The 22,891-nt window shown below is 66.6% G+C and carries 23 protein-coding genes and 1 pseudogene; 11 read left to right on the plus strand and 13 right to left on the minus strand.

Annotated elements, in window-relative coordinates; translation table 11 throughout:
• Window positions 1-288 (plus strand): annotated as a pseudogene (locus tag VI123_RS14685) (NAD(P)/FAD-dependent oxidoreductase); the annotation flags it as partial.
• 208 nt (window positions 289-496) lie between these two features.
• Here the strand turns inward: VI123_RS14685 and VI123_RS14690 are convergent.
• From VI123_RS14690 to VI123_RS14710, 5 genes are all read right to left on the minus strand, one after another.
• Window positions 497-1,321, minus strand: coding sequence for a nucleoside phosphorylase (locus VI123_RS14690; RefSeq protein ID WP_336338821.1), 825 nt, complete (start codon window positions 1,319-1,321; stop codon window positions 497-499).
• Window positions 1,318-1,704, minus strand: a complete 387-nt coding sequence (cdd, locus tag VI123_RS14695; protein ID WP_336338822.1) for a cytidine deaminase — start codon at window positions 1,702-1,704, stop codon at window positions 1,318-1,320. Before cdd ends, VI123_RS14690 begins: the two co-directional genes overlap by 4 nt.
• 40 nt (window positions 1,705-1,744) lie before the next feature.
• The gene (locus tag VI123_RS14700) at window positions 1,745-3,112 is read right to left on the minus strand and encodes a phosphopentomutase/phosphoglucosamine mutase (RefSeq protein WP_336338823.1); all 1,368 of its coding nucleotides are present in this window, start codon (window positions 3,110-3,112) and stop codon (window positions 1,745-1,747) included.
• Between the two features lie 133 nt (window positions 3,113-3,245).
• Complete coding sequence (psmB, locus tag VI123_RS14705; RefSeq protein ID WP_336338824.1) at window positions 3,246-3,968, minus strand: archaeal proteasome endopeptidase complex subunit beta; 723 nt, start codon at window positions 3,966-3,968, stop codon at window positions 3,246-3,248.
• Window positions 3,969-4,062: 94 nt separating this feature from the next.
• Window positions 4,063-4,233, minus strand: coding sequence for a hypothetical protein (locus tag VI123_RS14710; protein ID WP_336338825.1), 171 nt, complete (start codon window positions 4,231-4,233; stop codon window positions 4,063-4,065).
• A 273-nt stretch (window positions 4,234-4,506) separates the two neighbouring features.
• Here VI123_RS14710 and VI123_RS14715 point away from each other — a divergent pair, with 273 nt between their 5' ends.
• The 3 genes from VI123_RS14715 to VI123_RS14725 all read left to right on the plus strand — a co-directional run bounded on the left by VI123_RS14715 (window position 4,507) and on the right by VI123_RS14725 (window position 5,759).
• Window positions 4,507-4,878, plus strand: coding sequence for a DUF555 domain-containing protein (locus VI123_RS14715; protein ID WP_336338826.1), 372 nt, complete (start codon window positions 4,507-4,509; stop codon window positions 4,876-4,878).
• A gap of 72 nt (window positions 4,879-4,950) precedes the next feature.
• On the plus strand, window positions 4,951-5,493 hold the full coding sequence (locus VI123_RS14720) for a CBS domain-containing protein (RefSeq protein WP_336338827.1): 543 nt from the start codon (window positions 4,951-4,953) through the stop codon (window positions 5,491-5,493).
• Window positions 5,494-5,579: 86 nt separating this feature from the next.
• Window positions 5,580-5,759 carry a hypothetical protein gene (locus tag VI123_RS14725; RefSeq protein WP_336338828.1) on the plus strand — a complete coding sequence of 60 codons (180 nt, stop codon included), beginning with the start codon at window positions 5,580-5,582 and terminating at the stop codon, window positions 5,757-5,759.
• Between the two features lie 13 nt (window positions 5,760-5,772).
• On the opposite strand, the gene purM is transcribed toward VI123_RS14725, so the two are convergent.
• Genes purM through VI123_RS14740 form a run of 3 tightly spaced genes read right to left on the minus strand, consistent with a single transcriptional unit; the run spans window position 5,773 to window position 9,035 of the window.
• On the minus strand, window positions 5,773-6,774 hold the full coding sequence (purM, locus tag VI123_RS14730; RefSeq protein WP_336338829.1) for a phosphoribosylformylglycinamidine cyclo-ligase: 1,002 nt from the start codon (window positions 6,772-6,774) through the stop codon (window positions 5,773-5,775).
• A gap of 54 nt (window positions 6,775-6,828) precedes the next feature.
• Entirely contained in the window at window positions 6,829-7,503 is a 675-nt protein-coding gene (locus tag VI123_RS14735; RefSeq protein ID WP_336338830.1) for a site-2 protease family protein, read from the minus strand.
• Window positions 7,503-9,035, minus strand: a complete 1,533-nt coding sequence (locus tag VI123_RS14740) for a TraB/GumN family protein (RefSeq protein ID WP_336338831.1) — start codon at window positions 9,033-9,035, stop codon at window positions 7,503-7,505. The genes VI123_RS14735 and VI123_RS14740 overlap by 1 nt, the downstream gene beginning before the upstream one ends.
• Window positions 9,036-9,282: 247 nt before the next feature.
• Here VI123_RS14740 and VI123_RS14745 point away from each other — a divergent pair, with 247 nt between their 5' ends.
• The 4 genes from VI123_RS14745 (at window position 9,283) to VI123_RS14760 (ending at window position 10,844) form a co-directional block, all read left to right on the plus strand.
• Window positions 9,283-9,558: a PadR family transcriptional regulator gene (locus VI123_RS14745; RefSeq protein WP_137682230.1), complete on the plus strand. Its 276-nt coding sequence runs from the start codon at window positions 9,283-9,285 to the stop codon at window positions 9,556-9,558.
• A gap of 72 nt (window positions 9,559-9,630) precedes the next feature.
• On the plus strand, window positions 9,631-10,074 hold the full coding sequence (locus tag VI123_RS14750) for an acyl-CoA thioesterase (RefSeq protein ID WP_336338832.1): 444 nt from the start codon (window positions 9,631-9,633) through the stop codon (window positions 10,072-10,074).
• Between the two features lie 31 nt (window positions 10,075-10,105).
• A complete protein-coding gene (locus VI123_RS14755; RefSeq protein WP_336338833.1) occupies window positions 10,106-10,561 on the plus strand; it encodes a hypothetical protein in 456 nt (151 codons plus the stop codon).
• 103 nt (window positions 10,562-10,664) lie between these two features.
• Entirely contained in the window at window positions 10,665-10,844 is a 180-nt protein-coding gene (locus tag VI123_RS14760) for an HEWD family protein (RefSeq protein ID WP_336338834.1), read from the plus strand.
• A 110-nt stretch (window positions 10,845-10,954) separates the two neighbouring features.
• Here the strand turns inward: VI123_RS14760 and VI123_RS14765 are convergent, their stop codons facing one another.
• Entirely contained in the window at window positions 10,955-13,756 is a 2,802-nt protein-coding gene (locus VI123_RS14765; protein WP_336338835.1) for an oligosaccharyl transferase, archaeosortase A system-associated, read from the minus strand.
• Between the two features lie 96 nt (window positions 13,757-13,852).
• On the opposite strand from VI123_RS14765, the gene aglG reads away from it, so the two are divergent.
• Window positions 13,853-14,788 carry a glucosyl-dolichyl phosphate glucuronosyltransferase gene (gene aglG, locus VI123_RS14770; RefSeq protein WP_336338836.1) on the plus strand — a complete coding sequence of 312 codons (936 nt, stop codon included), beginning with the start codon at window positions 13,853-13,855 and terminating at the stop codon, window positions 14,786-14,788.
• A 28-nt stretch (window positions 14,789-14,816) separates the two neighbouring features.
• Here aglG and VI123_RS14775 read toward each other — a convergent pair whose 3' ends face one another.
• Genes VI123_RS14775 through VI123_RS14790 form a run of 4 tightly spaced genes read right to left on the minus strand, consistent with a single transcriptional unit; the run spans window position 14,817 to window position 19,713 of the window.
• Complete coding sequence (locus tag VI123_RS14775) at window positions 14,817-16,268, minus strand: lipopolysaccharide biosynthesis protein (RefSeq protein ID WP_336338837.1); 1,452 nt, start codon at window positions 16,266-16,268, stop codon at window positions 14,817-14,819.
• Window positions 16,268-17,371, minus strand: a complete 1,104-nt coding sequence (locus tag VI123_RS14780) for a sulfatase-like hydrolase/transferase (RefSeq protein WP_336338838.1) — start codon at window positions 17,369-17,371, stop codon at window positions 16,268-16,270. Before VI123_RS14780 ends, VI123_RS14775 begins: the two co-directional genes overlap by 1 nt.
• Window positions 17,372-17,410: 39 nt before the next feature.
• Window positions 17,411-18,706: a sulfatase gene (locus VI123_RS14785; RefSeq protein ID WP_336338839.1), complete on the minus strand. Its 1,296-nt coding sequence runs from the start codon at window positions 18,704-18,706 to the stop codon at window positions 17,411-17,413.
• Window positions 18,707-18,708: 2 nt separating this feature from the next.
• Window positions 18,709-19,713: a glycosyltransferase family 2 protein gene (locus tag VI123_RS14790; protein ID WP_336338840.1), complete on the minus strand. Its 1,005-nt coding sequence runs from the start codon at window positions 19,711-19,713 to the stop codon at window positions 18,709-18,711.
• A gap of 232 nt (window positions 19,714-19,945) precedes the next feature.
• On the opposite strand from VI123_RS14790, the gene VI123_RS14795 reads away from it, so the two are divergent.
• Together VI123_RS14795 and VI123_RS14800 are read left to right on the plus strand one after the other, a co-directional pair.
• The gene (locus VI123_RS14795) at window positions 19,946-21,643 is read left to right on the plus strand and encodes an ArnT family glycosyltransferase (RefSeq protein ID WP_336338841.1); all 1,698 of its coding nucleotides are present in this window, start codon (window positions 19,946-19,948) and stop codon (window positions 21,641-21,643) included.
• Window positions 21,644-21,745: 102 nt separating this feature from the next.
• Window positions 21,746-22,891 carry a glycosyltransferase family 4 protein gene (locus VI123_RS14800; RefSeq protein ID WP_336338842.1) on the plus strand — a complete coding sequence of 382 codons (1,146 nt, stop codon included), beginning with the start codon at window positions 21,746-21,748 and terminating at the stop codon, window positions 22,889-22,891.

Below are 22,891 nucleotides of genomic sequence, written 5' to 3' on the forward strand. Positions count from 1 at the left end.
GACCAGCCCGCGCCGCCGACGGCCCAGGCCGCCTGGCAAGCCGCCGAAGTCGCCGGCGAGAACCTGGCTCGCGCGGTGCGCGGCCAGCCGCTGAAGACGTGGACGCACAAGGACAAGGGAACGGTCGTATCCGTCGGAGAGAAAGCGGTCGCCCACGACGTGATGAACGTGCCCATCGAAACCTTCGGCGGCCTGCCGGCGAAGCTGCTGAAGAAAGCCATCGCCGCCCGGTGGATTAACGACGTGACCGGGGTGGGTCGGGCCGCGAAGGCCTGGCCCGACATGTGAGACCACCTTTTTCAGCGTCGGGGTCGCGCTGACCGCGCCACCCACTCCTCGAAACACGTGGGCGAAAAAGGCGCAAATCGCTCCGCGATTCGCCTGAAACCGCGCCGGAAGCGCGGTATGCTGGTTTTACCGCACCGCGACTGTACAGCCACCGCACTCCTTCTACGACCGCAAAGCGGCCGCTCGCGGCTAGCAGCTGTAGAGAACCCTAGCGTTCGATAGACAGACCGGCGTGCCAGCCGTCGGCGTCGGCTTCTTCGACAGCGGCGTCCATCTCTGCCAGGTACGAGACGGCGAGGCTGGCGCACTTGGCCGCCTTGCGCTCGCCTTCGGTGCGGAACTCGCCGGTGACGCGGTTCGCGTACACCGTACAGACAGCGCCGGCCCGCAGGCCGTACAGGTTCGCCAGCGTGAGAATCGTCGCGGCCTCCATCTCGAAGTTGAGGACGCCGGCCTCCTGTAGCGCCGCGATGCGCTCGTCGCTGCCGCTGGCCTCGAAGCCCTCGAAGCCGGGGCGTGACTGCCCGGCGTAGAAACTGTCCGTCGAACAGGTGACCCCGAGGTGGTAGTCGTAGCCCAGTTCCTCGGCGGCGGCGACGAGCGCCGAGACGACGCGGTGGTCGGCGCTGGCGGGGTAGTCCTCGCGGACGTACTCCTTGCTGGTCCCCTCCTGTCGTACCGCGCCGGTCGTGATGACGAGGTCGCCGATGCTGGCGTCCTCCTGGATGGCACCACAGGAGCCGACCCGGATGAACGAGTCCGCGCCGACCCGGGCCAGTTCTTCGAGCGCGATAGCGGCCGACGGGCCGCCGATGCCCGTCGAGGTGACGGAGATTGGCGTCCCCTCGTGGGTGCCCGTCGCCGTGCGGTACTCGCGGTGTTCGGCGACGACCTCGTGGTCGTCCCAGTAGTCGACGACCTTCTCGATGCGCTCGGGGTTGCCCGGGAGCAGGACGCTGTCGGCCACGTCCGTCTCGCTCACTTCGAGGTGGTACTGGACGTCGTCGTTCGGGTCCTCGCTGTCGCCCGTCATTTGTCGAGGTGGTCGCTGGTGATTGTCGAGGGCAGGAGCTCTCCGAGTTCGTACACCGTCGGCTCGTCGCCGTCGGTGATGACTTCGAACGACTCGTCGCAGAATTCGCTGAACGTCTGGCGGCACATCCCACAGGGGGTGACGCCGTCGCGCTTGCCCGAGGTGACCGCGACGCGCTCGAAGGACCGGTGCCCGTCGCTGACCGCCGCGCCGATGGCGACTTCTTCGGCGTGCAGGCTGTTGCTGTAGTTGGCGTTCTCGATGTTACAGCCGGTGTAGACGCTGCCGTCGCTCGTTTCCAGCGCCGCGCCGACGGTGTACTCCGAGTAGGGCACGTACGCCTCGTCGATGGCATCTCTCGCCGCCGCAAGGAGGTCTTCCATGCACTGGGCGTCGGCGGGCCGCGTAGAAATTCTGTCGGTCTCAGGCGTCGGCGGCGGTGACGGCCGCGACGGCGTCCCGGACCGCCTGCGTCGTCGTCTCGACCAGCGCGTCGATGTCGTCGCTCTCGGCGTACACCCGGACGTACGGCTCGGTGCCGCTCGGGCGCACGAGCGTCCACGACCCGTCGGAAAAGGCGAGGCGGACCCCGTACTCGGTCGAGACGTCGGCCTCGGGGAACGTCTCCGGCAGGCTGGCTTCGAGTCGGGCCATCGTCTCCGCCTTGGCGTCGTCCGGGCACTCGACGCTCACTTTCTCGTAGGGCCGCTCGGAGACGACGGCCCGCCTGTCGGCGACGCGCTCCGCGGCGAACAGGCGCGTCAGGACGGCCGCGCTGGCCACGCCGTCTATCCAGCCACCGAACGCGGTGTGGATGTGCTTCCAGGGTTCCGCGGCGAAGACGACTTCAGTCTCGTCGGTGGCGGCCGCGCGAACGTCGGCGATGCCCACGTGGAGCGAGCCGAGGTGGATGCGCTCGACGCGGCCGCCGGCGGCCTCGACCCGCTCGTCGATGCGGCCCGAGGCGTTGGGCGTCGTCACGACGACGGGGTCGGCGACGTCCGCTGCCCGCGTGTAGTGCTCGGCGAGCACCGCGAGTATCGTGTCCTCGTGAATCACGTCGCCGTCGCTGTCGACGACGACGATGCGGTCGGCGTCGCCGTCGTGGCCGAACCCGAAGTCCGCGTCCGTGTCGGCGACGAATCTCCGGAAGTCCGACAGCGTCTCCGGCGTCGGCTTGCTCTCGCGGCCGGGGAAGGTGCCGTCGACGTTCGCCTCCGTCGCCAGCACGTCGGCCCCCAGTTCGCGGAGGACCTGCGGCGTCGCCACGCTTGCCATCCCGTTCCCGCAGTCGACGGCGACCGTCAGTTCGGCGGGGTCGCCCCCGAGCGACTCGGCGTAATCAGCGATGGCGGCGCGGTAGTCGTCGAGGTAGTCGACCGACTCCGTCTCGCCCCAGTCGCGCCAGGCCGCCGGCGTTGTGCCGCCCTCGATGCGGTCCTCGATGCGCGTCTCGTCGTCGTCGTCGTACTCGGTGCCGTCGGCGAACACCTTGATGCCGTTGTCCGTCGGCGGGTTGTGGCTCGCGGTAATCATCACGCCGTGGCGGCCCTGCGAGGCGTAGGCCAGCGTCGGCGTCGGGACGCGGCCGATTCTGACGACGCGCGCGCCGGCGCTTTGCAGGCCGGCGGCCATCGCATTGGCGAGCGCCGGGGACGTCACCCGGCCGTCGTACCCCAGCACGAACGTCTCGCCGTCCCGACCGGTGGCCTGTCCGACCCGCAACGCGAGGTCCGGCGTCACCTTCGATACGACATCGCCGCGGATTCCCGCCGTCCCGAACAGTTCCATACCGGCGATGCGGAAGCCGACCGTATAATTCTCTCGTTCGCACGCCAGTTCAGGGTCGCCGTGCGGACGGCGGTCGAGCGTTGCGGTCCCAGTCGGAACCGACGGGCGGCAAAGAAGCTCCGAAGAAGACAGCTTACAGTAGTTCGTCGAAGTCGTAGCCGTTGATGTCGACGCCCTCGTTCGTGACGTCGGCGAGGTAGATACCGTTGCCGGACCCGGTGTCGCGTTCGGCGGCGGCCTTGATGGAGGCGGCGGCGACCTCCTTGGCCTCCTCGTTGGTCATGTCCGCCTCGTAGCGGTCTTCGAGGGTCCCGTAGGCGACGGTCAGGCCGGAGCCGGTCACGGTGTAGTCGTCCTTCATGACGCCGCCGGCCGGGTCGATAGAGTAGACGTGGTGGCCGTCGTCGTCGACCCCGCCGAGGATGGGGTTGATGGCGAAGAAGGGGCCGCCGCGGGCGAAGTTACCCGCCAGCGTCGAGAGCCCCTGCATCGTGATGTCCTCGCCGCGGCGGGCCTCGTAGAGGTTGACCTCGGCGCGGAGCGTCCGGATGAACGACTGCGCGCCGCCGACGCTGCCGACGAGGGTCAGCGCCGCGGTGGGGTGAATCTGCTCGACCTTCTGGACGTTCTTGTTCGAGACGAAGCGCCCGCCCAGCGACGCGCGCATGTCCGTGGCGATGACGACGCCCTCGGACGTGCTGATGCCGATGGTGGTCGTCCCGGTCTTGTTCACCTTCTCCGAATCCTGTGCGGACTGGTCGGGGAGGGACCCGACCTCGGGCGCGTACGGGTCGCTCTGGAACTCGTCGGCAGTCTGGGGTCCAGAAAGGTCCGGCCCCGGAGTCATATCTCGCATTACCGTCCGATACCAGTCGGGCGCTGATAAAACCTCTTTTCCTGGTGAGTCTGACCGCCACCACCGCAGTCGGTCGCCGGTCGGCCGGGCCGGCCTACGCGCTCGCCTGGTCGTAGGCCTCGTTGAGCCCCGACACGGCCCGGTCTATCGGCAGTCGGAGACCGAGCCGCTCCGTGACCATCGCCACCGGGAGCAGTACGATGCCCAGCAGCAGGGTGAGTTGGTACAGTGCGAACAGCGTTGCGGTGTACAGTCGGGCTACCATCTTCCTCGGTCGATTCAGAGGGGTTCTAGTATATAATTCTTGCCGCCCGGTTCCAGTCGGTTGTTATCGATTGTGAAGAATAATCCGGCCGCTGTCTTGCGGTTTGTCGAATGCCCCGAGAGAACCGGCCCAGTTCCGGACGACACCCCGATTTGACGTAACAGGGGCGTGCGTCAGGCGGTTGGTTCGCATAAGTTATGGAGATAGTAAGGGTGACGTGCGCACCGGTGGCGAATCAAAACTAACGAATAGTCGGGCCCCGAGATGTAGCATATGAACTACCTCGTGGCGATGGAAGCAGCCTGGCTGGTTCGTGACGTAGACGACATCGACGACGCCATCGGTGTCGCAGTGAGCGAAGCGGGGAAGCGACTCAACGAGGCGGAGATGGACTACGTCGAGGTTGAGGTCGGCGCGACCGGCTGTCCGGCCTGTGGCGAACCGTTCGACTCGGCGTTCATCGCCGCCGACACGGCGCTGGTCGGGCTGGTGCTCGAGATGGACGTGTTCAACGCCGAGTCCCCCGAGCACGCGCAGCGAATCGCCAAGAGCGAAATCGGCGGCGCGCTCCGGGACGTCCCGCTGAAGGTCGTCGAGGTATTCGAGACCGAAGCCGACGAAGACGAGGCCGGCGCGGAAGCGTAACCCGTTCTCCAGCTGTCCCGCGGGACCCCGGTAGCCGTGGGCTTTTTATATTACCGAGGGTTATTAACAGGCATGGACTTACCGACGCCGCAGGACCTGCGGGAGCGCCGCAACGAACTCGGACTGACCCAGAGCGAACTGGCGGAACGGGCCGACGTCTCCCAGCCCCTCATCGCCCGCATCGAGGGCGGTGACGTGGACCCGCGGCTGTCGACGCTGCGCCGCATCGTGACTGCGCTCGAGGAGGCCGAAGGCGGCATCGTCAAGGCCCGCGACCTGATGAACTCCCCCGTCGTCGGCGTCGCGCCCGACGACTCCGTCCACCAGACGAAGGACCTGATGGACGAGAAGGGGTACTCGCAGGTCCCCGTCATCCGGGACGGGGCCCCGCAGGGACTCATCGGCAACTCCGACATCCGGCAGCGACCCGAGGAGAACGTCGGCGACCTCCCGGTGGCGGAAGTGATGAACGAGTCTATCGCGACCGTCGAACCCGACGCTCCCATCGACGAAGTCGACGCGTACCTGAACCACAACGCCGCCGTGATGGTCGTCGAGGGCGGGGAAACTATCGGTGTCATAACGGAAGCGGACATCGCGCGTACGGTCAGCTAACTCCAATTCTCAGAAACGCAAACGCCGATAGTGGCCCCGTACTCCCCGTAGGAGTGGCTTAACACCGAAAACGGTGTCAGGGGTATATGTTCGTTCTCACTAACGAGAGATGTAGCGACATGCCCAATCCCAGCGACCCACTGTACGCCGAACTCGAAAAGGCCCTCGAAAACGCCGAGACCGAAGCGGCCAGATACCACATCCGACAGGCGCTCCAGATACGCATCGCGGAGGAGACCGCCGGCAAAGACATCCTCTCGGCCTGATTCGCCCGGCGTCTCACTCGGCGAGTTCGAGCCCGCGGACCGCGACCGTCTCGTCCCCGTCAGTCACTTCCCCGATGACGCGTGCGTCCTCGCTGGCGTCGACGATTGCGTCGGCGTCGGCCTCGGGTACCGCGGCGACGAAGCCGGTCCCCATGTTGAACGTCCGGTGCATCTCCTCGTCGGTCACCTCGCCCTCTTCTTGGACGAACTCGAAGACGGGCTGGGCCTCGAAGGGGTCCGTAATCTCGTACCGGTAGTCCCCCATCCGCGTGAGGTTCGTCCAGCCACCGCCGGTGACGTGAGCGGCCGCGTGGGTTTCGCTGGCCCGGAGCGGCTCCAGCACCTCGCTGTAGATGCGGGTCGGCTCCAGCAGTTCCTCGGCGATTGTCCGGTCCGGGTTCGGCGGGAACGGGTCGGAGTACTCGTGGTCGCGCGTGACCGCCTCGCGCGCCAGCGTAAGCCCGTTCGAATGGATGCCCGACGAGGGCCAGCCGACGATGGCGTCGCCGGGCTCGGCCTCGCCGGGGAAAACGGCGTCTTTCGGGGCCAGTCCGGCGCAGGTCCCGGCGATGTCAAGCCCCTTGATGACGTCCGGCATCACAGCGGTCTCGCCGCCGACCAGCGCCACGCCGGCCCGCTCGGCCCCCGTTCGGAGCCCCGCGCCGATGTCCTCGCTCGTCTCCTCGTCCGGCGTCTCGACCGCGAGGTAGTCGACGAACGCCACCGGCTCGACGCCGGCCGCGATGAGGTCGTTGGCGTTCATCGCGATGCAGTCGATGCCGATGGTCGAGTAGTCGTCGATGGCCTCGGCGACGAGGAGCTTGGTCCCGACGCCGTCGGTGGCCAGCGCGAGGTACTGCTCCCCGATGTCGACCAGCCCGGCGTAGTCGCCCTCGAACTCGCCGGCCGCGCCGATGAGCGCCTTCGTCGCCGCCTCGCTGGCGTCGATGTCCACGCCGGTCTCCGCGTAGGTCAGTCCCTCCTCGCCGTCGTCCGCGGACTCGCTGTCGGTCATACCCGAGAGCGCGCGTGGCGCGGGCAAAAGAGCGTCGTTCCGGCGGAGCCTGTCTCAGAGGACGAACAGCGCACCAATCCCGAGGAGAATCGACGGCACCGCCACAGCGAGGAACACGGGGGTGCTCCACTGTCGCACCGTTCGGCCGTCCAGCGGGCCGAAGGGAAGCATGTTGAAGCCGGCAAGCAGGAGATTTATTTGCAGCCCCATCTGCGCGACTTCCCAGAGGAACCCGCCCGTGCCCGACAGGAGCGACGCGACGAACGGGACGAGGAAGACGACGGCGAGCGCGAGGTTCGTCACCGGACCGGCGACGGCGATGAGGCCGTGTTGTTTGGCCGTCAGGCGGCCGCGGTGGACGACTGCGCCCGGTGCGGCGAACAGGAAGCCGACGAGACCGCCCAGGACCGCGAACCCGAGCATCCGGTAGTCGGCCTTGAACGCGGCTATCTGGCCGAAGCGGACGGCGACGACCTTGTGGGCCAGCTCGTGCAACAGGAAGCCGACGCCGACAGTCAGCAGGCTGACCGCGAACGTGCTGGCGATTTCGGCCCCCGAGAGGCCGCCGAACTGGCCGAAGACGATGCGGCGGAACTGCCGTTCGAGGAAGAAGGTAAACGCCAGTCCGAGCGCGAGCCAGGCGACGAGGAGGTCCCGGAGTTCCCGCCCGCTGAAGCTGAGGCCACCGATGGTCCGGTCTGAAGTCGTTCGCTGTCGTCGACCAGCCATCAGAGCACCCCCACGAGTATCCGCGTCCCCTCGCGGACGCCCTGCCAGAGCAGGCGCGAGACGCCCTGCATCCCGCCGATGTCGGAGGAGATGTACGGAATCAGGACCGGGAAGACGACGTACGACGCGATTGCGCTACCGACGTTCGTCAGTGCGACGACGAGAATCAGCCGGAACAGCGGCACCGCACGCATCCGGCTGACGAGGTCCATAATCGGCGACTCCTGGTCGTTGAGTATCTCGTTGAGCGTCGCGATGTCGCTGATGTTGACGGAGATGTATCGGAGTTCGACGTAGCCGGCGAACCAGCCGGCCGCGAGCAGCGGGAACAGGCTCGTCAGCCAGCCGAACGCGCCGGCGGCGGCCGCACTCGACCAATGTGCGCCGGCCACTTTCGCCAGCCCGCCGGCCAGCACGGCGTTGACGGCGACCAGCGCGACGAAAAGCTCCAGGAGCACCGCCTGGCTCGCGCCGCCGAGGATGAGCAGGCCGAAGAACGCGAGGAAGACGACGCCGAAACCGTAGCCGACGAGCTTGTACAGCGAGACGCGACGGCCGCCCTCGGTGCCGACGAGCGACTCCATCGGGGGGAGCGTCTCCGGGTTGTCGAGATACTGCTCGACGCCCTCGCGGTGGCCGGCCCCGACGACGGCGAGGACGTGGTAGCCGGCCTCCCGGAGGGCGACGAGCCGGTGGGCGATGAACGCGTCCCGCTCGTCGATGAGCGCCTCCGCGCCGCCGGGGGAGAACTGGCGGAACTCCTCCATCATCGCGCTGACCACGTCGGTGTCCGTGAGCGTCTCCATGTCGAACTCCTCGACGTCGGCCTCGCCTCGGAACCGGGTCAACAGCGCGGCGATAGGGACGCCGATACCCGCCGCGACGACACAGACGAGCAACAGCGTGTCGAGCAGTCCCTCGACCGTCCCGGCGAGACCGCCCGGAAGCACCCCCGCGAGGGTCCCGCCCGGGACGATGAACGGACCGCCGAAGGCCCCGGCGACGACGGCGACCATCCCGCCGAAGACAGCGCCGACGGTCAGCCCGACGGTCAGCGGCGGCCCCATCTCGGCCGCGAGACTGCCGACGAGCTTGAGCTTCTCGACGGCGGTCAGCCGGGCCCAGAACCGCTGGACGGTCGTCTGGATGTCCCGGTCGACGAGCGCGACGCCCAGGCCCAGCCGCTCTGCGGTGTCGATGCCGGCCTTCATGTCCGCGCCGGGCTCGATGTCGAAGCGGTCGCCCAGCCGTGTCTGGATGTACGACAGCATCCAGTAGGCGAGAAACTGGAAGACGGTGTTCCCGCGCAGGAGGTCGCTCGCGTCGAGGTCGTCGGGCGTCTCGCCCTTCATCTGACGGTACCGGCCCTCGTCGAGTTCCACGGCGACGATGTCGGGCTCGGATTCTTCGATGGCTGATTCCACTTCCCTGACGCTGTGTTCGGAAACGTGGGCGGTTCCGACGACGTCGACGCGCCCCGCCCCTGACGGTTCCGGGAACTCGTCCGCCGCCGACTCCGCGTGTTCGGTCATCACCCGCGTTACACATTCGCTTCCTTTACCCTTGTCGGGTCCGCCTGGCCGCCTCGAATCGCCGGGCGAAATCATGTTCGCACCATTGAATGTTTCTCTCGAACCGCGAAGCTATTACCGACTCTCGTGTTAATACAGCCACAGATGGTGTGGTAACTACGGGACGGTACCGCCATCCGCTGAAACACGGATACCCACCCGATTCAAAAGACTGATATGTATGGGGACAAACTGTATCGGGTATACGATGTATGACCTGACTGGATTCCAGCGGGACTTGCTGTACGTCATCGCCGGGCTCGACGAGCCCCACGGGTTAGCTATCAAGGAAGAACTCGAGGACTACTACGAGAGCGAGGTCAACCACGGCCGCCTGTATCCGAACCTTGACACGCTCGTCGAGAAGGCCCTCATCGAGAAGGGCGAGCGCGACCGCCGGACGAACTTCTACACCCTGACCAAGCGCGGCCAGCGCGAACTCGACGCCCGGAAAGAGTGGGAAGCGCAGTACGTCTCCGCGTAGTCGCCGTCTTACACGATACGTTTTTGCGGCCCGTTCGACAGACTCAACCGAGGCCCCGGCCAATCTCGCGCCATGCCGACGGTACTGGATACCTACATCGAGAACCGCTGGATGGTCCAGCCCAACCACTCGAACCACCTGGGCTCGACACACGGGGGCAACGTCCTGAAGTGGATGGACGAACTCGGAGCGATGTCGGCGATGCGCTTCGCCGGCGAGACCTGCGTCACCGCCCGGATGGACCAGGTCAACTTCAAGCGCCCCATCCCCGTCGGCGACACGGCACTCGTCGAGGCGTTCGTCTACGACACCGGCGACACGAGCGTCAAGGTACGGCTCCGGGCCGCCCGGGAGAACCCCAGAACCGGCGAGGCCGAGTCGACGACGGAGTCGTACTCGGTGTACGTCGCCGTCGACGAGGACCGGAACCCGACCACCGTCCCCGACGTGAGCGCGGCGACCGACCGCGGCGAGCGACTGCGACAGCGCGCCCTCGAGGGCGAAGCGAAGCGCTGAGCTTTATTCGGCTCCCCCACGTACGGCGACTATGACACTCGATGTCGAGACGCCGGAGCGGCCGGAGCTTTCCACCGGCGTCGCCGCCGACGAGTACGACGACGCGGACGTGCAGGGCGACGAGTACCGGCGCGCCGAACTCGCCGAGGCCCTCGACGACGGGGCCTGGGCGGAGGCCTTCGAGGAGTGGGCCGCCGACGCGTCACTCGACGCCGACCAGTGGGCAATCGTCACCGACCTGGCACTCCTCGAGGAGTTCGACTTCTTCTGGGACTCCTTCGCCGGCCGCGTGGGCTATCACGCCCCCGGGCTGCCTGAAGACTGGCGCGAGCGGAACATCCACCCGGACATCGATTCCTGGGGCACGGTCTCCGGTATCAACGCCGGGCTGACCGAGTTCGGACAGGTCGTCTGCGAGGTGCTGGCCGAGGAGTACCTCGACTGGGAGGCTGAGGAAGTCGGCGCGGACGACCTCCCGGACTTCTGAGCGCCGCGGCGCTCGCGCTACCGTGGCCGCTGGCGGGCGGTCCGGGCCCGCCGTCCCGTCAGGGACCGGCAGCCTGATAACGACCCACGCGCTTGCACCAGATATGGCTGAAATCGTCACCCCACGCGAACGCGAGTGCGAGCGGTGTGGGCGGGTCGACGAGTGGGACCCGGAGCGACACAGTTGGCGTATCGTCACCGACGACGGCACCAAGCGGTCCGGGGACCCGCACTGTCTCCACGAGTGGGACATCAACGGCACGTTCAATCCGCTGGCCGAGTAAACGCCCTCACTTCTCCCGCAGGATACGCCGGTAGAACGTAGGCCGTCGACGACCGGGTAACACTGGCTCCGACGACGCGTGCAAATCAGTTCGACCGACTGGGCTGACCGTTACGTGCCCGCGTCGGCCGTGTCCGCGGCCATCGGGGCGCGGGACTCGCCGCCCTGCTGTAGCGATATCGGTTCGAGTTCGACGGTCGCGGCGTCGTCGTCCTCGCCGATGACCTGCCCCTCGGTGACGTCGGTCGTGCCGGTGAACCCGGTCCGGTTCCCGTTCGCGGTTCCGACCGCGGTGAACTGGTACTGGGTCTCGGCGCGGACGCTCACGTTCGTGTACCCTTCATCGGTCCCCCACTCGTCGTAGCCGGTCGTCGAGTAGGGCACGGTCATCTCGAAGTTCCCGTTCTGGTCGGTCCGGGTCCGCTGACGGTAGATGAACGTCTCGTTCGTCGCGGGGTTGTACATCCGCACGGCGGCCCGCACCGTCGTGTTGGCCGGCCCGCTCCCGTCCACCGTCGCACCGGGGACGCGCTCGAAAATCTTCGTCCAGGCAGAGTGCTGGTACTGCGGACTGTTCGGGAACGCCTCGGTTTCGCTGGAGCCGACGAGGCGGTAGTGCTCCATCGCCGGCACCCGCTCGCTCGGCGCGTCGCCGTAGCCGCCGAGTTGCGAGGTCGCGTCCTGTTCGACGTACTGACGGGCCTGTTCGAGCGACTGGAACTGGCGGATTACCTGGCCCTGCTGTTGGCCCTCCGGCTCCTGTTCGTTGGTCGGCGCGCCGCGGTACTGCACGCCCTGGCTCGTCTGTTTGTTCTCCCAGTCGATGACAATCGGCTGGGGCTCGGCGGCGCTCCCGTGGAAGCGGTACAGGCGGGCGACCGTGGTCTCGTAGTAGGCCTGCCGCTGGAACGTCACCTGCTGGAGCCCACCCTGGGACTGGATATACAGCCGACTGTAGTAATCACTGGTCTGGGCTCCGTCGACGAACGCCGGCGGGGCGAAGAACTTCCCGCCGATGTTGCCGTTGGTCTCGGCCATCATCCAGTCGACGGCGACGTAGCGCGTCTTCGCGTCGTCCTCGTCCGTGCTGTCGAGGATATTGTTCGCCCGTGTCTCGTTCTGTGCGATGAGGAACGGCGCGGCCGTGTCAGTCCCCTGCTGGAACGGGTTCGCATTCGGGACCCGCTCGGCCCTGGTGGTAATCCAGTGCCCGTAGTCCCACCACGACAGGACGCCGTACTGCCCTTCCTGGTAGTCGAAGTCGTCCTGCTTCTGATAGGTGCCGTAGTAGTCGAGCGTCGCCTCACCACCGGAGCCGTACGCTCCCTCGGCGGGCGTGTTCCCTTCCATCCACTGCAGGCTCTCGTCCCAAGCCTGGATACTTTGATCGGGGCCGGTGGAGCCCGCCTCGACCGGCGACGCACCGAAGGCAAACAGCGGGACCACGATGACGAGAATGACTGTGAGGACGGTCAGGACCTGATAGTACTCGATGCCGTCGTCGGCGCTGAGGTCGAACCAGACGATGAAGCGACTGACGAGCATCCCCGACAGCACCGCAATCGGCGCGACGAGGTAGTACGCGAACCGCCGCTGGGTGAACGTGGCCAGCAGGATGAACAGCGCCCAGACGACGACCAGTAGCTCCTCTGCGGGCGCGTCGTCCGAAAGGAACTGCTTCCCGAGCAGGACGAGGCCGCCGATGCCCGCGACGATGACGGCGAACCCGTGGCGGTCGAACAGGACGCCGGCGTTCCGGAGCGGCGAGGCCTCGCCGACGGTGCCGGCCGTCTCGCTGATGCTGAACCCGACGACCCGCATGACGTTTCGGCTGAAGAACTCCCACAGGCTCGGGGTCAGCACGGCCATCAGCACGGCCCCGAAAGCGAGGATTCCGAACACGGTCGCGGGGTAGACGTACCGGCCGTACTCGCGTTGCTCCATGAACCGGGCCAGCCACGCCATGAACACGCAGCCGAAGGCGACTGCCAGCGCGAGCCCGGGCTGTAGCAGCGATTGTGACGTTGCGGTAATGTCTATGACGCTAACCCGCGACGCACTTAGCACGGCCGCCGACGTCATCGTTATCGCGCCCGCGATGGCCGTGTGTTCCGGGCTACTGTCGTGGACGTACTCGAGACACAGCCGGACGAGGAAGAAGACGCCGAGGATACCGAGCAGGAGCACGCCGGGCGGCCAGACCCACAGATACAGCGCAATCGCCACGCCGCCGAGCACGGACCAGCTGATGGTGTCCCGCAGCGCGTTGACGTCCCGCTCCAGGAACTGCTCGTAGACCGGCTTGTCCCGCGCGGCGACGCTGACCGCCACCATGACGCCGAGGACCCCGAGGACCTGGAAGAGCGCCTCGGCGACGTGGTGGTCGGAGAACCCGACGAGACTGCGCTGCAAGAGCGACCCCGTCGAGAACGCGAGCACGGTGACCGCGGTCACGCCGCCGATGCGGCCGCCGAGTCGCCGTCCGATGAGGTACGTCGGGACCGCGACGAGCGTCCCGAACACGGCCGGCGCGAGCAGGACCGTCATAGCGACCGTCTGGTCGCTGGGCGACCCCAGCCCGACAATCAGCGCCGCGGTCGCGATTAGCTGGTCGAACAGCGTCCCGAACTGGCCGTTGCTGGTGCCGTAGGGGAAGGCCGTCCACGGGTCAAACGGCATCGTCGAGGGCCAGTTCTGCACGACGTACTGCGTCGAGCGGTAGTGATACCAGGCGTCGTTGCCGCTGAAAAGCACCTCGCCGTCGACGATGAAGTTCTGCCAGCTCCGGACGCGATTCCACAGCATGAACCCGAGCAGTACCAGGAGGACCGGAATGTGGTACCAGCGCTCGGCCCACTCCAGGGCGGACTCGAGTTCGGGGTTGTCGTCAAGATAGCCCCGTGATTGACTCATTGCACGGAAAAACTGCCAAGGCGCGCATAAGCCTTTTGACCTCTGTGCGGGCGGAGGATGGAAACGCCTAACAGCACCGGTTCCACACCTCCGACCATGCGAGTCTCGGTCGTGCTCTGTACGCACACGATGGAGCGGTACGGCGACTGTCGGGCGGCGGCCGAGAGCGTCCTAGCCCAGACCTACGACGACGTGGAACTCGTGTTGGTCTCGGACGGCGACCGGGACGTGTACGAACAGTACGAGTCCGAGTTCGGCGACCGGGACGACGTCCTGACCCACTGTAACGACGAGAACGTCGGCCTGCTGGAGAGTCGGAACAACGGGGCCGAAGTCGCCACCGGCGACGTCGTCGCTTTCATCGACGACGACGCTGTCGCCGACGAGGCGTGGGTCGCGGCGTTAGTCGATGCCTACGAGCGGCACGACGCGCTCGCGGTCGGCGGCCGGATGACGCCGGCGTGGGTCGCCGGCAAACCGGCGTTCCTCCCCGAGGAGTTCTACTGGCTCATCGGCGTCACCCACCGCGGGTTCGGCCCGAACGGCGACCCCGACGAACCCGGCGTGGTGCGCAACACCTTCGGCTCGAACATCTCCTTCGACCGGGACGTGTTCCTGGACCTGGGCGGCTTCGAGGACGATATCGGCGGCCGACAGGGCGAGAAGAACCTCCAGGGCGGCGAGACGGAACTCTGCGCGCGCCTGCGAACCGAGTACGACGAAGGGGTGTACTACACGCCCGACGCCCTGGTCGCGCACAAGATATTCGACTACCGGACCGACCCCGGGTGGCTCGTGGACCGCGCGTTCTGGCAGGGCTACTCCAAGCGCGGGATGGAGGTGTTCGTTCCGGAGTCGACCGGCGCGGAGTCGGACTTCCTCGGGGACCTCTTGTTCCGGTTCGCGCCGTCGCGTCTCCGAAATCTCGTCGAATCCCCGTCGCTCGGGGCCGTCCTGCAACTGTGCTTCCTGTTTCTGCTCACCGGTAGCGTCGGCGTCGGCTACCTCTACGGGATGTACGTCTGGCGATAGGTCCGGCCGGTGTCGCGTCCCGCCGGACTCAGTTCAGTACCGAGTCCAGTACCTCGGTGGCCTCGCCGAACGTCAGGACGCCGGAGACGTGGCTGCCGAGCGCGTAGACGCCGAGGCCCACGAGCGGGAGCACGCTCAGGTCGACGAACCACGGCCCGTACGGTTCCAGTGCGAGCAACAGCAGGGTCGTGCCGATGCCGAGAGCGAGCACTCGGGCCGCCGGGAACCCGGTGAGCGGCCTGAGACCGACGTTGCGCGCCGCCACCACGTGGGTAACCGCCATGAGCCCGTACGCGGTCGAGGTACCGATGGCCGCGCCGACGATGCCGATTCGCGGTATCAGGACCACGTTCAAGACGACGTTCACCACCACCGACACGCCGGTCGCGAACAGTAACTGCCGCAGGTGTCCGCCGGCCTGTAACACCGGCCAGATGACCCGTGCGATAGCGAACCCGAGCACGCCCGGCAGGAGCACCTGTAACGGTCGGACGCTCGCCTCGTACGGCGCGCCGAAGTACACGGTGAGGAACTGCTCGCCCAGGACGAACACGCCGGCGACGAGCAGTACGGTGAGGACGACGACGTACCGGAGGAGCCGCGACAGCAGCGACGTGAGACGGTCTATCCGCCCGTCCGCCCAGAGGTCCGCCGTCGACTGAATCATCACCATCTCCATCGCAACCGAGACGACCCACATGAACTCAGAGACCTGCAGTGCCGCCCGATAGTGGCCGGTCGTCGCCGCGTCCCAGAAGTGGCTGACCAGCAGGATGTCGACCTTGTACATGCTGGTCAGGAGGAGCGTGAGCACCATCGACTGGGCCCCGAACCGAACGAGCGGCCGCGTGTAGGTCCGGAGAGCCAGGCCACGTATCGAGGGGAGTACGGCGGCCTCACGGAAGGCCAGCGCCGTCGAGAGGAGCCCGGTGAGCAAAAACCCGGTCGCGAACCCGGCGAAGACTCCCGGCACGCCGTACCCGGCCCCGGCGAGCGCGAGCCCCACGACGGCGAGGATGACCGACCGGGCCGGGACGAGCGGCTCGGCGAGTTCCTCCCGCTTGTAGGCGTGGAGCACGCCGCGTCCGAAGTAGTACAACTGCTCCCCGACGACCGCACCGAGCATCAGGTACAGCGCCGTCTGGAGCGTCCCGTCGGTAACCCAGCTGATGAGCCCGGCCAGCGCCGGAATCCCGACGAGGAGGCTCCCGATGTGGAGTGCGAACGACGTGGTGACGACGCTCGCTCGCTCCTCGCCGTTCTCCCGCGAGGCGTAGGTCTTGGTCGCCTCGAACAGCCCGAGGTTCAGTATCTTCCGGCTCGGGAGGAAAATCGCCATCACGAGCGCGTACGTCCCGAACCCGTCTTCGCCGACGGTACGGACCAGCAACGGGATGAAGACGGCGAAGGTCAGGAGCCGGCCGAGGTCGCCGGTGAACACCGAGAGGTAGCCTTTCAGGATGCTTTCGTCATCGGCCATCACTCGACGTAACCGAGGTCGCGCATCTGTTGCTTGAGGTCCTCGTCGACGTTATCGCGCTCGACGGCGACCGTCTCGCCGTTCCGCACCATCGACACGTCGGCGTCGCGGCTCACGATTTTCGTCTCGAAGTCCTGCCACGCGACGGTCGTCGTTCCGTGCCACGGGGCGATGGTGAGCGTCTGGTCCCGGGGCGTCTCGCGGACGTCTTTCCCGTGCCACGCCGACGGAATCTCGCCGCCGACTTCGCCCAGCAGCGACGGGGCGATGTCGAGAACGCTGAGCGGTTCACACAGCGAGAGGTCGTTCGTCGCCACGGGCACGGTGGTCAGCGCGTCGACTACCCGTCGCCGCTGTGGCTGGTGGAAGTAGTGCCCGTCCTCGCCGAACTCGTCGCCGTGGTCCGAACTGAACACCACGAGCGGGTCCGACGAGTCCACCGAGTCGACGAGGCGCTCTATCTCGGCGTCCGCCCGGGAGAGCGTCTGGCGGTACTTCCGCGTAATCGTCTCCTTCTCGTCCGCACTGAGCTTCTCGGGGGCGAACAGCGCCTTCCGGTCTATCTCCTTGGGCACGGCGTCGTCACCGAGGCCGTACGGGCGGTGCGTGCCCATCAGGTGGAGCCACATGAACCGCGGCCCCGACTCGTCGTTGAACGCCGCGATGGCGTTGTCGATGAGTTCGTCGTCGGGGAGCCGGTTCGATAGCTTCGCGTGGGGCGGCCGGAAGCGGTGGTAGACCTTCCGGATGAGGTCGAACTGGGAGGCGAACTGTCTGAGCGGGTTCCCGCGGTTGCCCGCCTCGCAGTAGTTCTCGTAGACGTCGAACCCGGCGTCGAACCCGAACCGCGGGTCGGTGTGGGGAGACGAGGAGAGGCCAATTGTCGTGTACCCGGTCCGGGAGAACGCTTCTGCGACCGTCGGGGACATCGCGCGGGACTCGATAGCCCCCTGATAGGAGGCGGTCAGAATACTGGCGAGGCTCGGCCGCGTGTAGTGGGCCCCGGTCACGCCCCGGTGGTTCGAGAACGTAGAGACGAACTCCATCGCGTCCAGGAAATCGTGACGGACGGAGTCCGCAGTAACGAAGATGACATCCCTCATTGCTACCAGCACCGATTGAGAAACACTTGAGTCCTGCGGTCAGTCCACGTAGCCGAGGTCTTTCAGCATCTCCTGAGTGTCGGCGTCGACGTCCTGGTCGCTGATGTCGCTTCCGGCGCTGTCCCACGCCTGGAGCTTCTCGCGGAGGTCGTCGTACGGTGTCCCGTCGGTCGCGCCGGCGGCGACGAGGTCGTTCGTCTCGTCAGGGTCCGCCGAGAGGTCGTACAGTTCGTGGTCGGTCCCCTCACGAATGAGCTTCCACCCCGGCGTGCGGAGGCCGATAGACTCGGCGAACTCCGGATAGGCGGTCAGGAACGCGTCGCGGTCGCCCGGCGGCGTGCCGTCGTCGTTCACACGGAGGCTCCGCCCTTCGAACGCGTCCGGGACGTCGACGCCCAGCAGGTCACACACCGTGGGCGCGATGTCGATTGTCCGGACCTGGTCGGAGACGGTCTCCGCGTCGATGTCGGGATGGTGGAACGCGAGCGGGACGTGCAGTTCCTCGTCGTAGAGCTGGCGGCCGTGGCCCGTGTAGCCGTGGTCGTCCAGCGCTTCCCCGTGGTCGGCCGTGAGAATCACCAGCGTCTCCTCGCGGCGGTTTCGCGCTTCGAGTTCGTCGAGCAACTGCTCGACGTACCCGTCGACGAGCTTCATCGCGGCCGTGTACTCGTCGTGTGTGTCGAGGTCGCCACGGTCGTAGTTCCGCGGCTCGTGCATGTCGAAGTAGTGGACCCAGCCGAAGAACGGGCCGTCGACGCGGTCGAGCTGGTCGACGGCGTCCTGTGTCACGCTCTTTGCCGTTCGGCAGTGCAGTCTGATGAGGCCCGTCTGTCGCAGGAGTGACTTGAGGTTCCACTGCTCCGTCCCGATGTCCTTCACCGCGCCGAACACCGTGTTGAACGTCTTCGTGTCGTATATCCGGCTCAGAATCGGGTACAGCGTATCGTAGGAGCCGCCGCCGTCACAGTACTCGTCGAACCCCCGTCCCAGTCCCGAGTGCTCGTCGCTGAGGTGGTCGACGCTGACGACGCCGAACGTGTCGTGCCCCGCGTCCTGTACCGACTCCGCGAGCACGGGGACAGACTCGTCGAGCCCCCAGCCGTTCTCCTGGACGCCGTGAGTGTGAGGGTACGAGGCGGTCATGAACGACGTGAGGCTCGGGTCGGTCGTGTTTGCCACGGTGAACGCCTGGTCGAAGTACAACCCCTCCGTCGCCAGCCGTTCGAGCGTCGGAACGATGCCCTCCGAGATGCCCCGCTGGAGCCAGTCTTCGCGGAGACAGTCGATGCTGACGAGCAGTACGTTCTCGATGGCGTGTGAGTCGAAATCTTGCATTGTCAGTCCTCACCGATGACGGCGTTGACGCGGTACGGTCGCTCGTCCCGGTACTGCTGTTTCACTATCATCTCCGCGAGGAACCCGAACATCACCAGCTGGACGCCGAACAGGACCAGCGCGACGGTCAGGATGAGCCGCGGGACGTGCGGTGCCAGCGACTGTCCGAAGGCGTACTTGAGAAACACCATGTGTGACCCGATGAGGCCACCGGCCGTCATCAGGACGAGCCCGATACCGCCGAAGAAATGCGACGGCCGGGTCGAAAACCGGTTCCAGAAGACGTGAAACAGGAGGTCGACGAACCCCTTGACCAGCCGCTTCATCCCGTACTTCGTCTCGCCGGCGGTCCGCGGTCGGTGGTCGACGGGCAGTTCCGTTATCCTGTACCCCCGCTTGTGTAGCTTCGCCGGGATGTACCGGTGGCCCTCCCCGTAGAGGTCTATCTCCTTGAGTCCGGTGGCCCGGTAGGCGGTCAGCGTACACCCGAAGTCGTGGATGTCCGGTCCGGTGAGCTTCGCCAGCCGCGTCTGTATCGCCGACGGAATCGTCTTCGAGAGCGGGTCGTCCCGGTCGCGCCGCCAGCCGCTGACACAGTCGTAGCCCTCCTCCAGTTTCGTGAGGAGCTTCGGAATGTCCGCCGGGTTGTTCTGCCGGTCGGCGTCCATCGTCACGATGTACTCCCCCGTGGCGTAGTCGATGCCGGCGGCCAGGGCGGCGCTCTGCCCGAAGTTGCGCCGGAGCAAGACCCCGGTCACCTCGTCGCGGTCCGTCGCTAACTGCCGTATCGTCTCGGCCGTCCCGTCCGTGCTCCCGTCGTCGACCACCACTACCTCGTAGGGTCCGTACGTCGTATTGTCACGGAACGTGGACTGTATTTCGTCTATCAGCGGCTCCAGGTTCTCGGACTCGTTGTAGGCAGGAAGCACGATAGACGTCTGGACGTCACTGTCGGTGTCTCTCGCTGCTACGACCGACCCATCCGGCATGCTCCCTGTCTTTGCCATGCTGAGGCTCTGTATGTGCTACAAGATGCGCATTTATTAACAGTTGCCATTTGCTACGTGTCACGACCGTCCCGAAGTCACCAATATCAGCATCTTCAGGCTCTTAGAGTGCGGTCTGGGCTGGCACGAGTAGCGGGGACAGGCGCGGGAGAACGTGACTCCGTAGCCGCAATCTGGCTACCGTCTCCCGGAACCGCACAGACTATAACAGTCAGTGGTCAAGCACGATGAAATGCCCTCTAGGCTGTGGAACAGAGTTCGCGAGTCGGTCCGGCGCGAGCCGTTCGTGCCGTTCATCGCGCTCGCTGCGTTCCTGCTGATGGTCTTTGGAACCTGGCGGCTCCGCCCGCACCTGACCTTTCCCGACGAGACCGGCGCTATCGAACTGGCGCTCAGGATGGGATACGAACAGAACCCCTTCATCGACAACTTCCGGAAGGGCGGGAACCTCCACCTCTACCTGCTCGCGCTCTCGTTCGTCCCGGTGACGCTGTACTGGCTCACGACTGGGCAGTTCGGCGACATCATCTCCGGCGCGGCCAGCGTTGGTAGCTCACCGAGCTGGGGCGTGTCCCCGGACCTCCTCCGGGCGTTCTACGACGTGTTACTGGCCGGCCGGCTGGTCTCCGTCGTGTTCGGTGCCGGCACTGTCGTCGTCGTCTACTACCTCGGGCGTGAACTCCTGGACCGCCGCGCCGGCGTCCTCGCGTCGGTGTTCCTCACGACGACCGTCGGGTACGTCCTCACGGCCCACTACGCGACCGAGGACGTCCCGATGACGTTTTTCTTGATGCTCGGATTTCTGCTCACAGTCCGTGCGTTTCACTCTCGAGATACTAGGACGCTGCTGGCCGCCGCGCTGGTCGCCGGCCTGGCCGCGTCGACGAAGGCGACCGCCGGGCTCCTCGTCGCCCCTCTCGCGCTCGTCATCATCGAGCGCCACTGGGGTGAGTCGGGATCGGTCGTCGAGTTCGTCACGACGGCCTGGAAATACCCGGCGCTAACGATACTCGGATACGTCACGACGACGCCATCGATATTCGTCCACCCGGGCTCGTGGGCCAACGAGATATCCCGATACGTCGTTCGGAGCACGAGCGACGTCTCGTACAGCTGGTCGGACCCCGGATGGCTCATCCAGTTCGCACACCTCGCCGAAGGCCAGGGCATCGCGTTGTTCCTGTTCGCGATGCTGTCCGTGCTGCTCGTCGTCGTCTTCCTCATCCGGGGGACCCTCGACAACGCGGTCTGGCTGTTGCTCCTCTATGCCGTCCCGTACTTCTCGGTCATCATCCAGGGGAACATGACGCAGTTCCCGCGGGTGATGCCGCTGTTCCCGATTCTCGCGGTTCTCGCCGGCGTCGCCGGGGCCGAGTTAACGCGGTCTAGGCGGTCGGTTCGGATGGCCGGCACCGGACTGCTCACGCTGGTCGTCGTCTTCTCCGGCGTCCACACCGTCGCCGGCGTCGCCGACGTCAGTCAGTCACGGCAGGAGGCGACGGCGTGGACCCACGCCAATCTGGACGGTTCCGACACCGTCGACGTGTACTCCCAGCGCGTCTACCTCCCGGAATTCCCCGAGGAACCCACGGTGAACCGGTACGTCATCCACTCGTCGTTCCCCCGCGAGAACTGGCAGCCCGGGCTCGAACGACTGGACTGTAACGCGCCCGACTACGTCGTCCTCTCCAGTTACCACTACTTCCGGTTCTTCAAGGACCCGTCAGTGTACCCCAGCGTGACCGAGCGCATGTCGGCGCTGTTTGCCGAAGAGGACTACGAAATCGTCCGGACGTTCGGGCCGCCGGTCGACACCGAACTCAGCGCCGAGCGGAAGTTCAGGGACAGCGCCGGCTTCGCCTCGTTCCCCGAGGACGGGAACCCGACTATCGTTGTGCTGAAGCGGATAGACGATGAACCGACCTGCTGATGACAAGCGCATGGACTCCACTGCTGGCGCGCCCCCGCCGTACACAGGGCCGGGACGTGACGGTGAGGTGCGCGACCGTGACGACGAGCGGGGCCGGAAACCGTGAGTGAGGACTCGCTCCCGAGCGTCTGCGTCGTGACCCACCCGCTGGCCGCCGCCGGCGAGAACGCGACCCGGAGCCTGCTCGACATCCTGTCGGCCGTGACGACCGTCTCGCTCGTGACGGCGGACCTGCCCGCGGACTCTGAGATACGCGACCGGCACGAACTCGTCGAACTCACCCGGAAGGGCGCGGGCGAGTCGGTCGTCACCGCCGCCGTCCGGTTCCTGCTGAACCAGCTCCGGATGTGCCGGGTTATCGCGGACCGAGACGAGGACGTGGTGCTGTTCTTCGGCGCGACGTCGTACCTGCTCCCCATCGTCGCGGCTCGCCTGCTTGGGAAGACCGTCCTCGTCGAACCGCGCGGGGACGTGCCGCTGACGCTCCGACTGAACTGGGAGCAGCGGCTGCCGGACCGGGTGGCCGCCGGGCTCGCCGGCGCGGTGCGTGCGCTGGAACGGGCCGGATTCGCCGCTGCCCACGGCGTCGTCACTTACACGCCGGGGATGGCCCGCCAACTGGCGCTACATCCGGAAGCGCCGACGGTGTATCCGACCGGCGCGCGCTACGTGCGGACAGACGAGTTCCGCGTCCGGCGACCCTACGCCGACCGGGACCGCGTCGTCGGGTTCCTCGGCCGACTCGACGAGGAGAAAGGCGTCCGCGAACTCGCATCCGTCGCCGCCGACCTGCCTGAGGACGTCACCTTCCGGTTCATCGGCGACGGCGACCTCAGGGACTGGCTGGAGGCCGAACTCGCGGCGGACATCGAACGTGGCACGGTCGAACTCACCGGCTGGGTTGACCACGACGACGTGCCCGAGCAACTGAACGACCTTTCGCTGCTCGTGTTGCCGTCACAGCCGACTGAAGGGCTGCCGACGACGATTCTGGAGGCCCTGGCCTGCGGGACCCCGGTACTGGCCTCGCCGGTCTCGGGCGTCCCCGATGTTGTCCGCGAGGGGAAAACCGGCTTCCTGCTCGACTCGCGGCGGCCGGCGGCCCTCCGGGAGACGGTGCTCGACATTCTGGACCGGGACGACCTGGACAGCATCAGCGAGAACGGCCGCGACCTGATAGCGACCGAGTACAGTTTCGAGGCGGCCTGCGAACGGTACCGGTCGATACTGGCCGCGTGTCGTCGGTAG

Origin of the sequence: Haloarcula sp. DT43 (genome assembly GCF_037078405.1) — an archaeon.
In the GTDB taxonomy this organism is placed as follows: domain Archaea; phylum Halobacteriota; class Halobacteria; order Halobacteriales; family Haloarculaceae; genus Haloarcula; species Haloarcula brevis.

Coding starts and splice junctions, on each gene's coding strand:
- VI123_RS14690 (WP_336338821.1), bottom strand. CDS start 1,321: ATGACGGGCGACAGCGAGGACCCGAACGACGACGTCCAGTACCACCTC.
- cdd (WP_336338822.1), bottom strand. CDS start 1,704: ATGGAAGACCTCCTTGCGGCGGCGAGAGATGCCATCGACGAGGCGTAC.
- VI123_RS14700 (WP_336338823.1), bottom strand. CDS start 3,112: ATGGAACTGTTCGGGACGGCGGGAATCCGCGGCGATGTCGTATCGAAG.
- psmB (WP_336338824.1), bottom strand. CDS start 3,968: ATGCGAGATATGACTCCGGGGCCGGACCTTTCTGGACCCCAGACTGCC.
- VI123_RS14710 (WP_336338825.1), bottom strand. CDS start 4,233: ATGGTAGCCCGACTGTACACCGCAACGCTGTTCGCACTGTACCAACTC.
- VI123_RS14715 (WP_336338826.1), top strand. CDS start 4,507: ATGAACTACCTCGTGGCGATGGAAGCAGCCTGGCTGGTTCGTGACGTA.
- VI123_RS14720 (WP_336338827.1), top strand. CDS start 4,951: ATGGACTTACCGACGCCGCAGGACCTGCGGGAGCGCCGCAACGAACTC.
- VI123_RS14725 (WP_336338828.1), top strand. CDS start 5,580: ATGTTCGTTCTCACTAACGAGAGATGTAGCGACATGCCCAATCCCAGC.
- purM (WP_336338829.1), bottom strand. CDS start 6,774: ATGACCGACAGCGAGTCCGCGGACGACGGCGAGGAGGGACTGACCTAC.
- VI123_RS14735 (WP_336338830.1), bottom strand. CDS start 7,503: ATGGCTGGTCGACGACAGCGAACGACTTCAGACCGGACCATCGGTGGC.
- VI123_RS14740 (WP_336338831.1), bottom strand. CDS start 9,035: ATGACCGAACACGCGGAGTCGGCGGCGGACGAGTTCCCGGAACCGTCA.
- VI123_RS14745 (WP_137682230.1), top strand. CDS start 9,283: ATGTATGACCTGACTGGATTCCAGCGGGACTTGCTGTACGTCATCGCC.
- VI123_RS14750 (WP_336338832.1), top strand. CDS start 9,631: ATGCCGACGGTACTGGATACCTACATCGAGAACCGCTGGATGGTCCAG.
- VI123_RS14755 (WP_336338833.1), top strand. CDS start 10,106: ATGACACTCGATGTCGAGACGCCGGAGCGGCCGGAGCTTTCCACCGGC.
- VI123_RS14760 (WP_336338834.1), top strand. CDS start 10,665: ATGGCTGAAATCGTCACCCCACGCGAACGCGAGTGCGAGCGGTGTGGG.
- VI123_RS14765 (WP_336338835.1), bottom strand. CDS start 13,756: ATGAGTCAATCACGGGGCTATCTTGACGACAACCCCGAACTCGAGTCC.
- aglG (WP_336338836.1), top strand. CDS start 13,853: ATGCGAGTCTCGGTCGTGCTCTGTACGCACACGATGGAGCGGTACGGC.
- VI123_RS14775 (WP_336338837.1), bottom strand. CDS start 16,268: ATGGCCGATGACGAAAGCATCCTGAAAGGCTACCTCTCGGTGTTCACC.
- VI123_RS14780 (WP_336338838.1), bottom strand. CDS start 17,371: ATGAGGGATGTCATCTTCGTTACTGCGGACTCCGTCCGTCACGATTTC.
- VI123_RS14785 (WP_336338839.1), bottom strand. CDS start 18,706: ATGCAAGATTTCGACTCACACGCCATCGAGAACGTACTGCTCGTCAGC.
- VI123_RS14790 (WP_336338840.1), bottom strand. CDS start 19,713: ATGGCAAAGACAGGGAGCATGCCGGATGGGTCGGTCGTAGCAGCGAGA.
- VI123_RS14795 (WP_336338841.1), top strand. CDS start 19,946: ATGCCCTCTAGGCTGTGGAACAGAGTTCGCGAGTCGGTCCGGCGCGAG.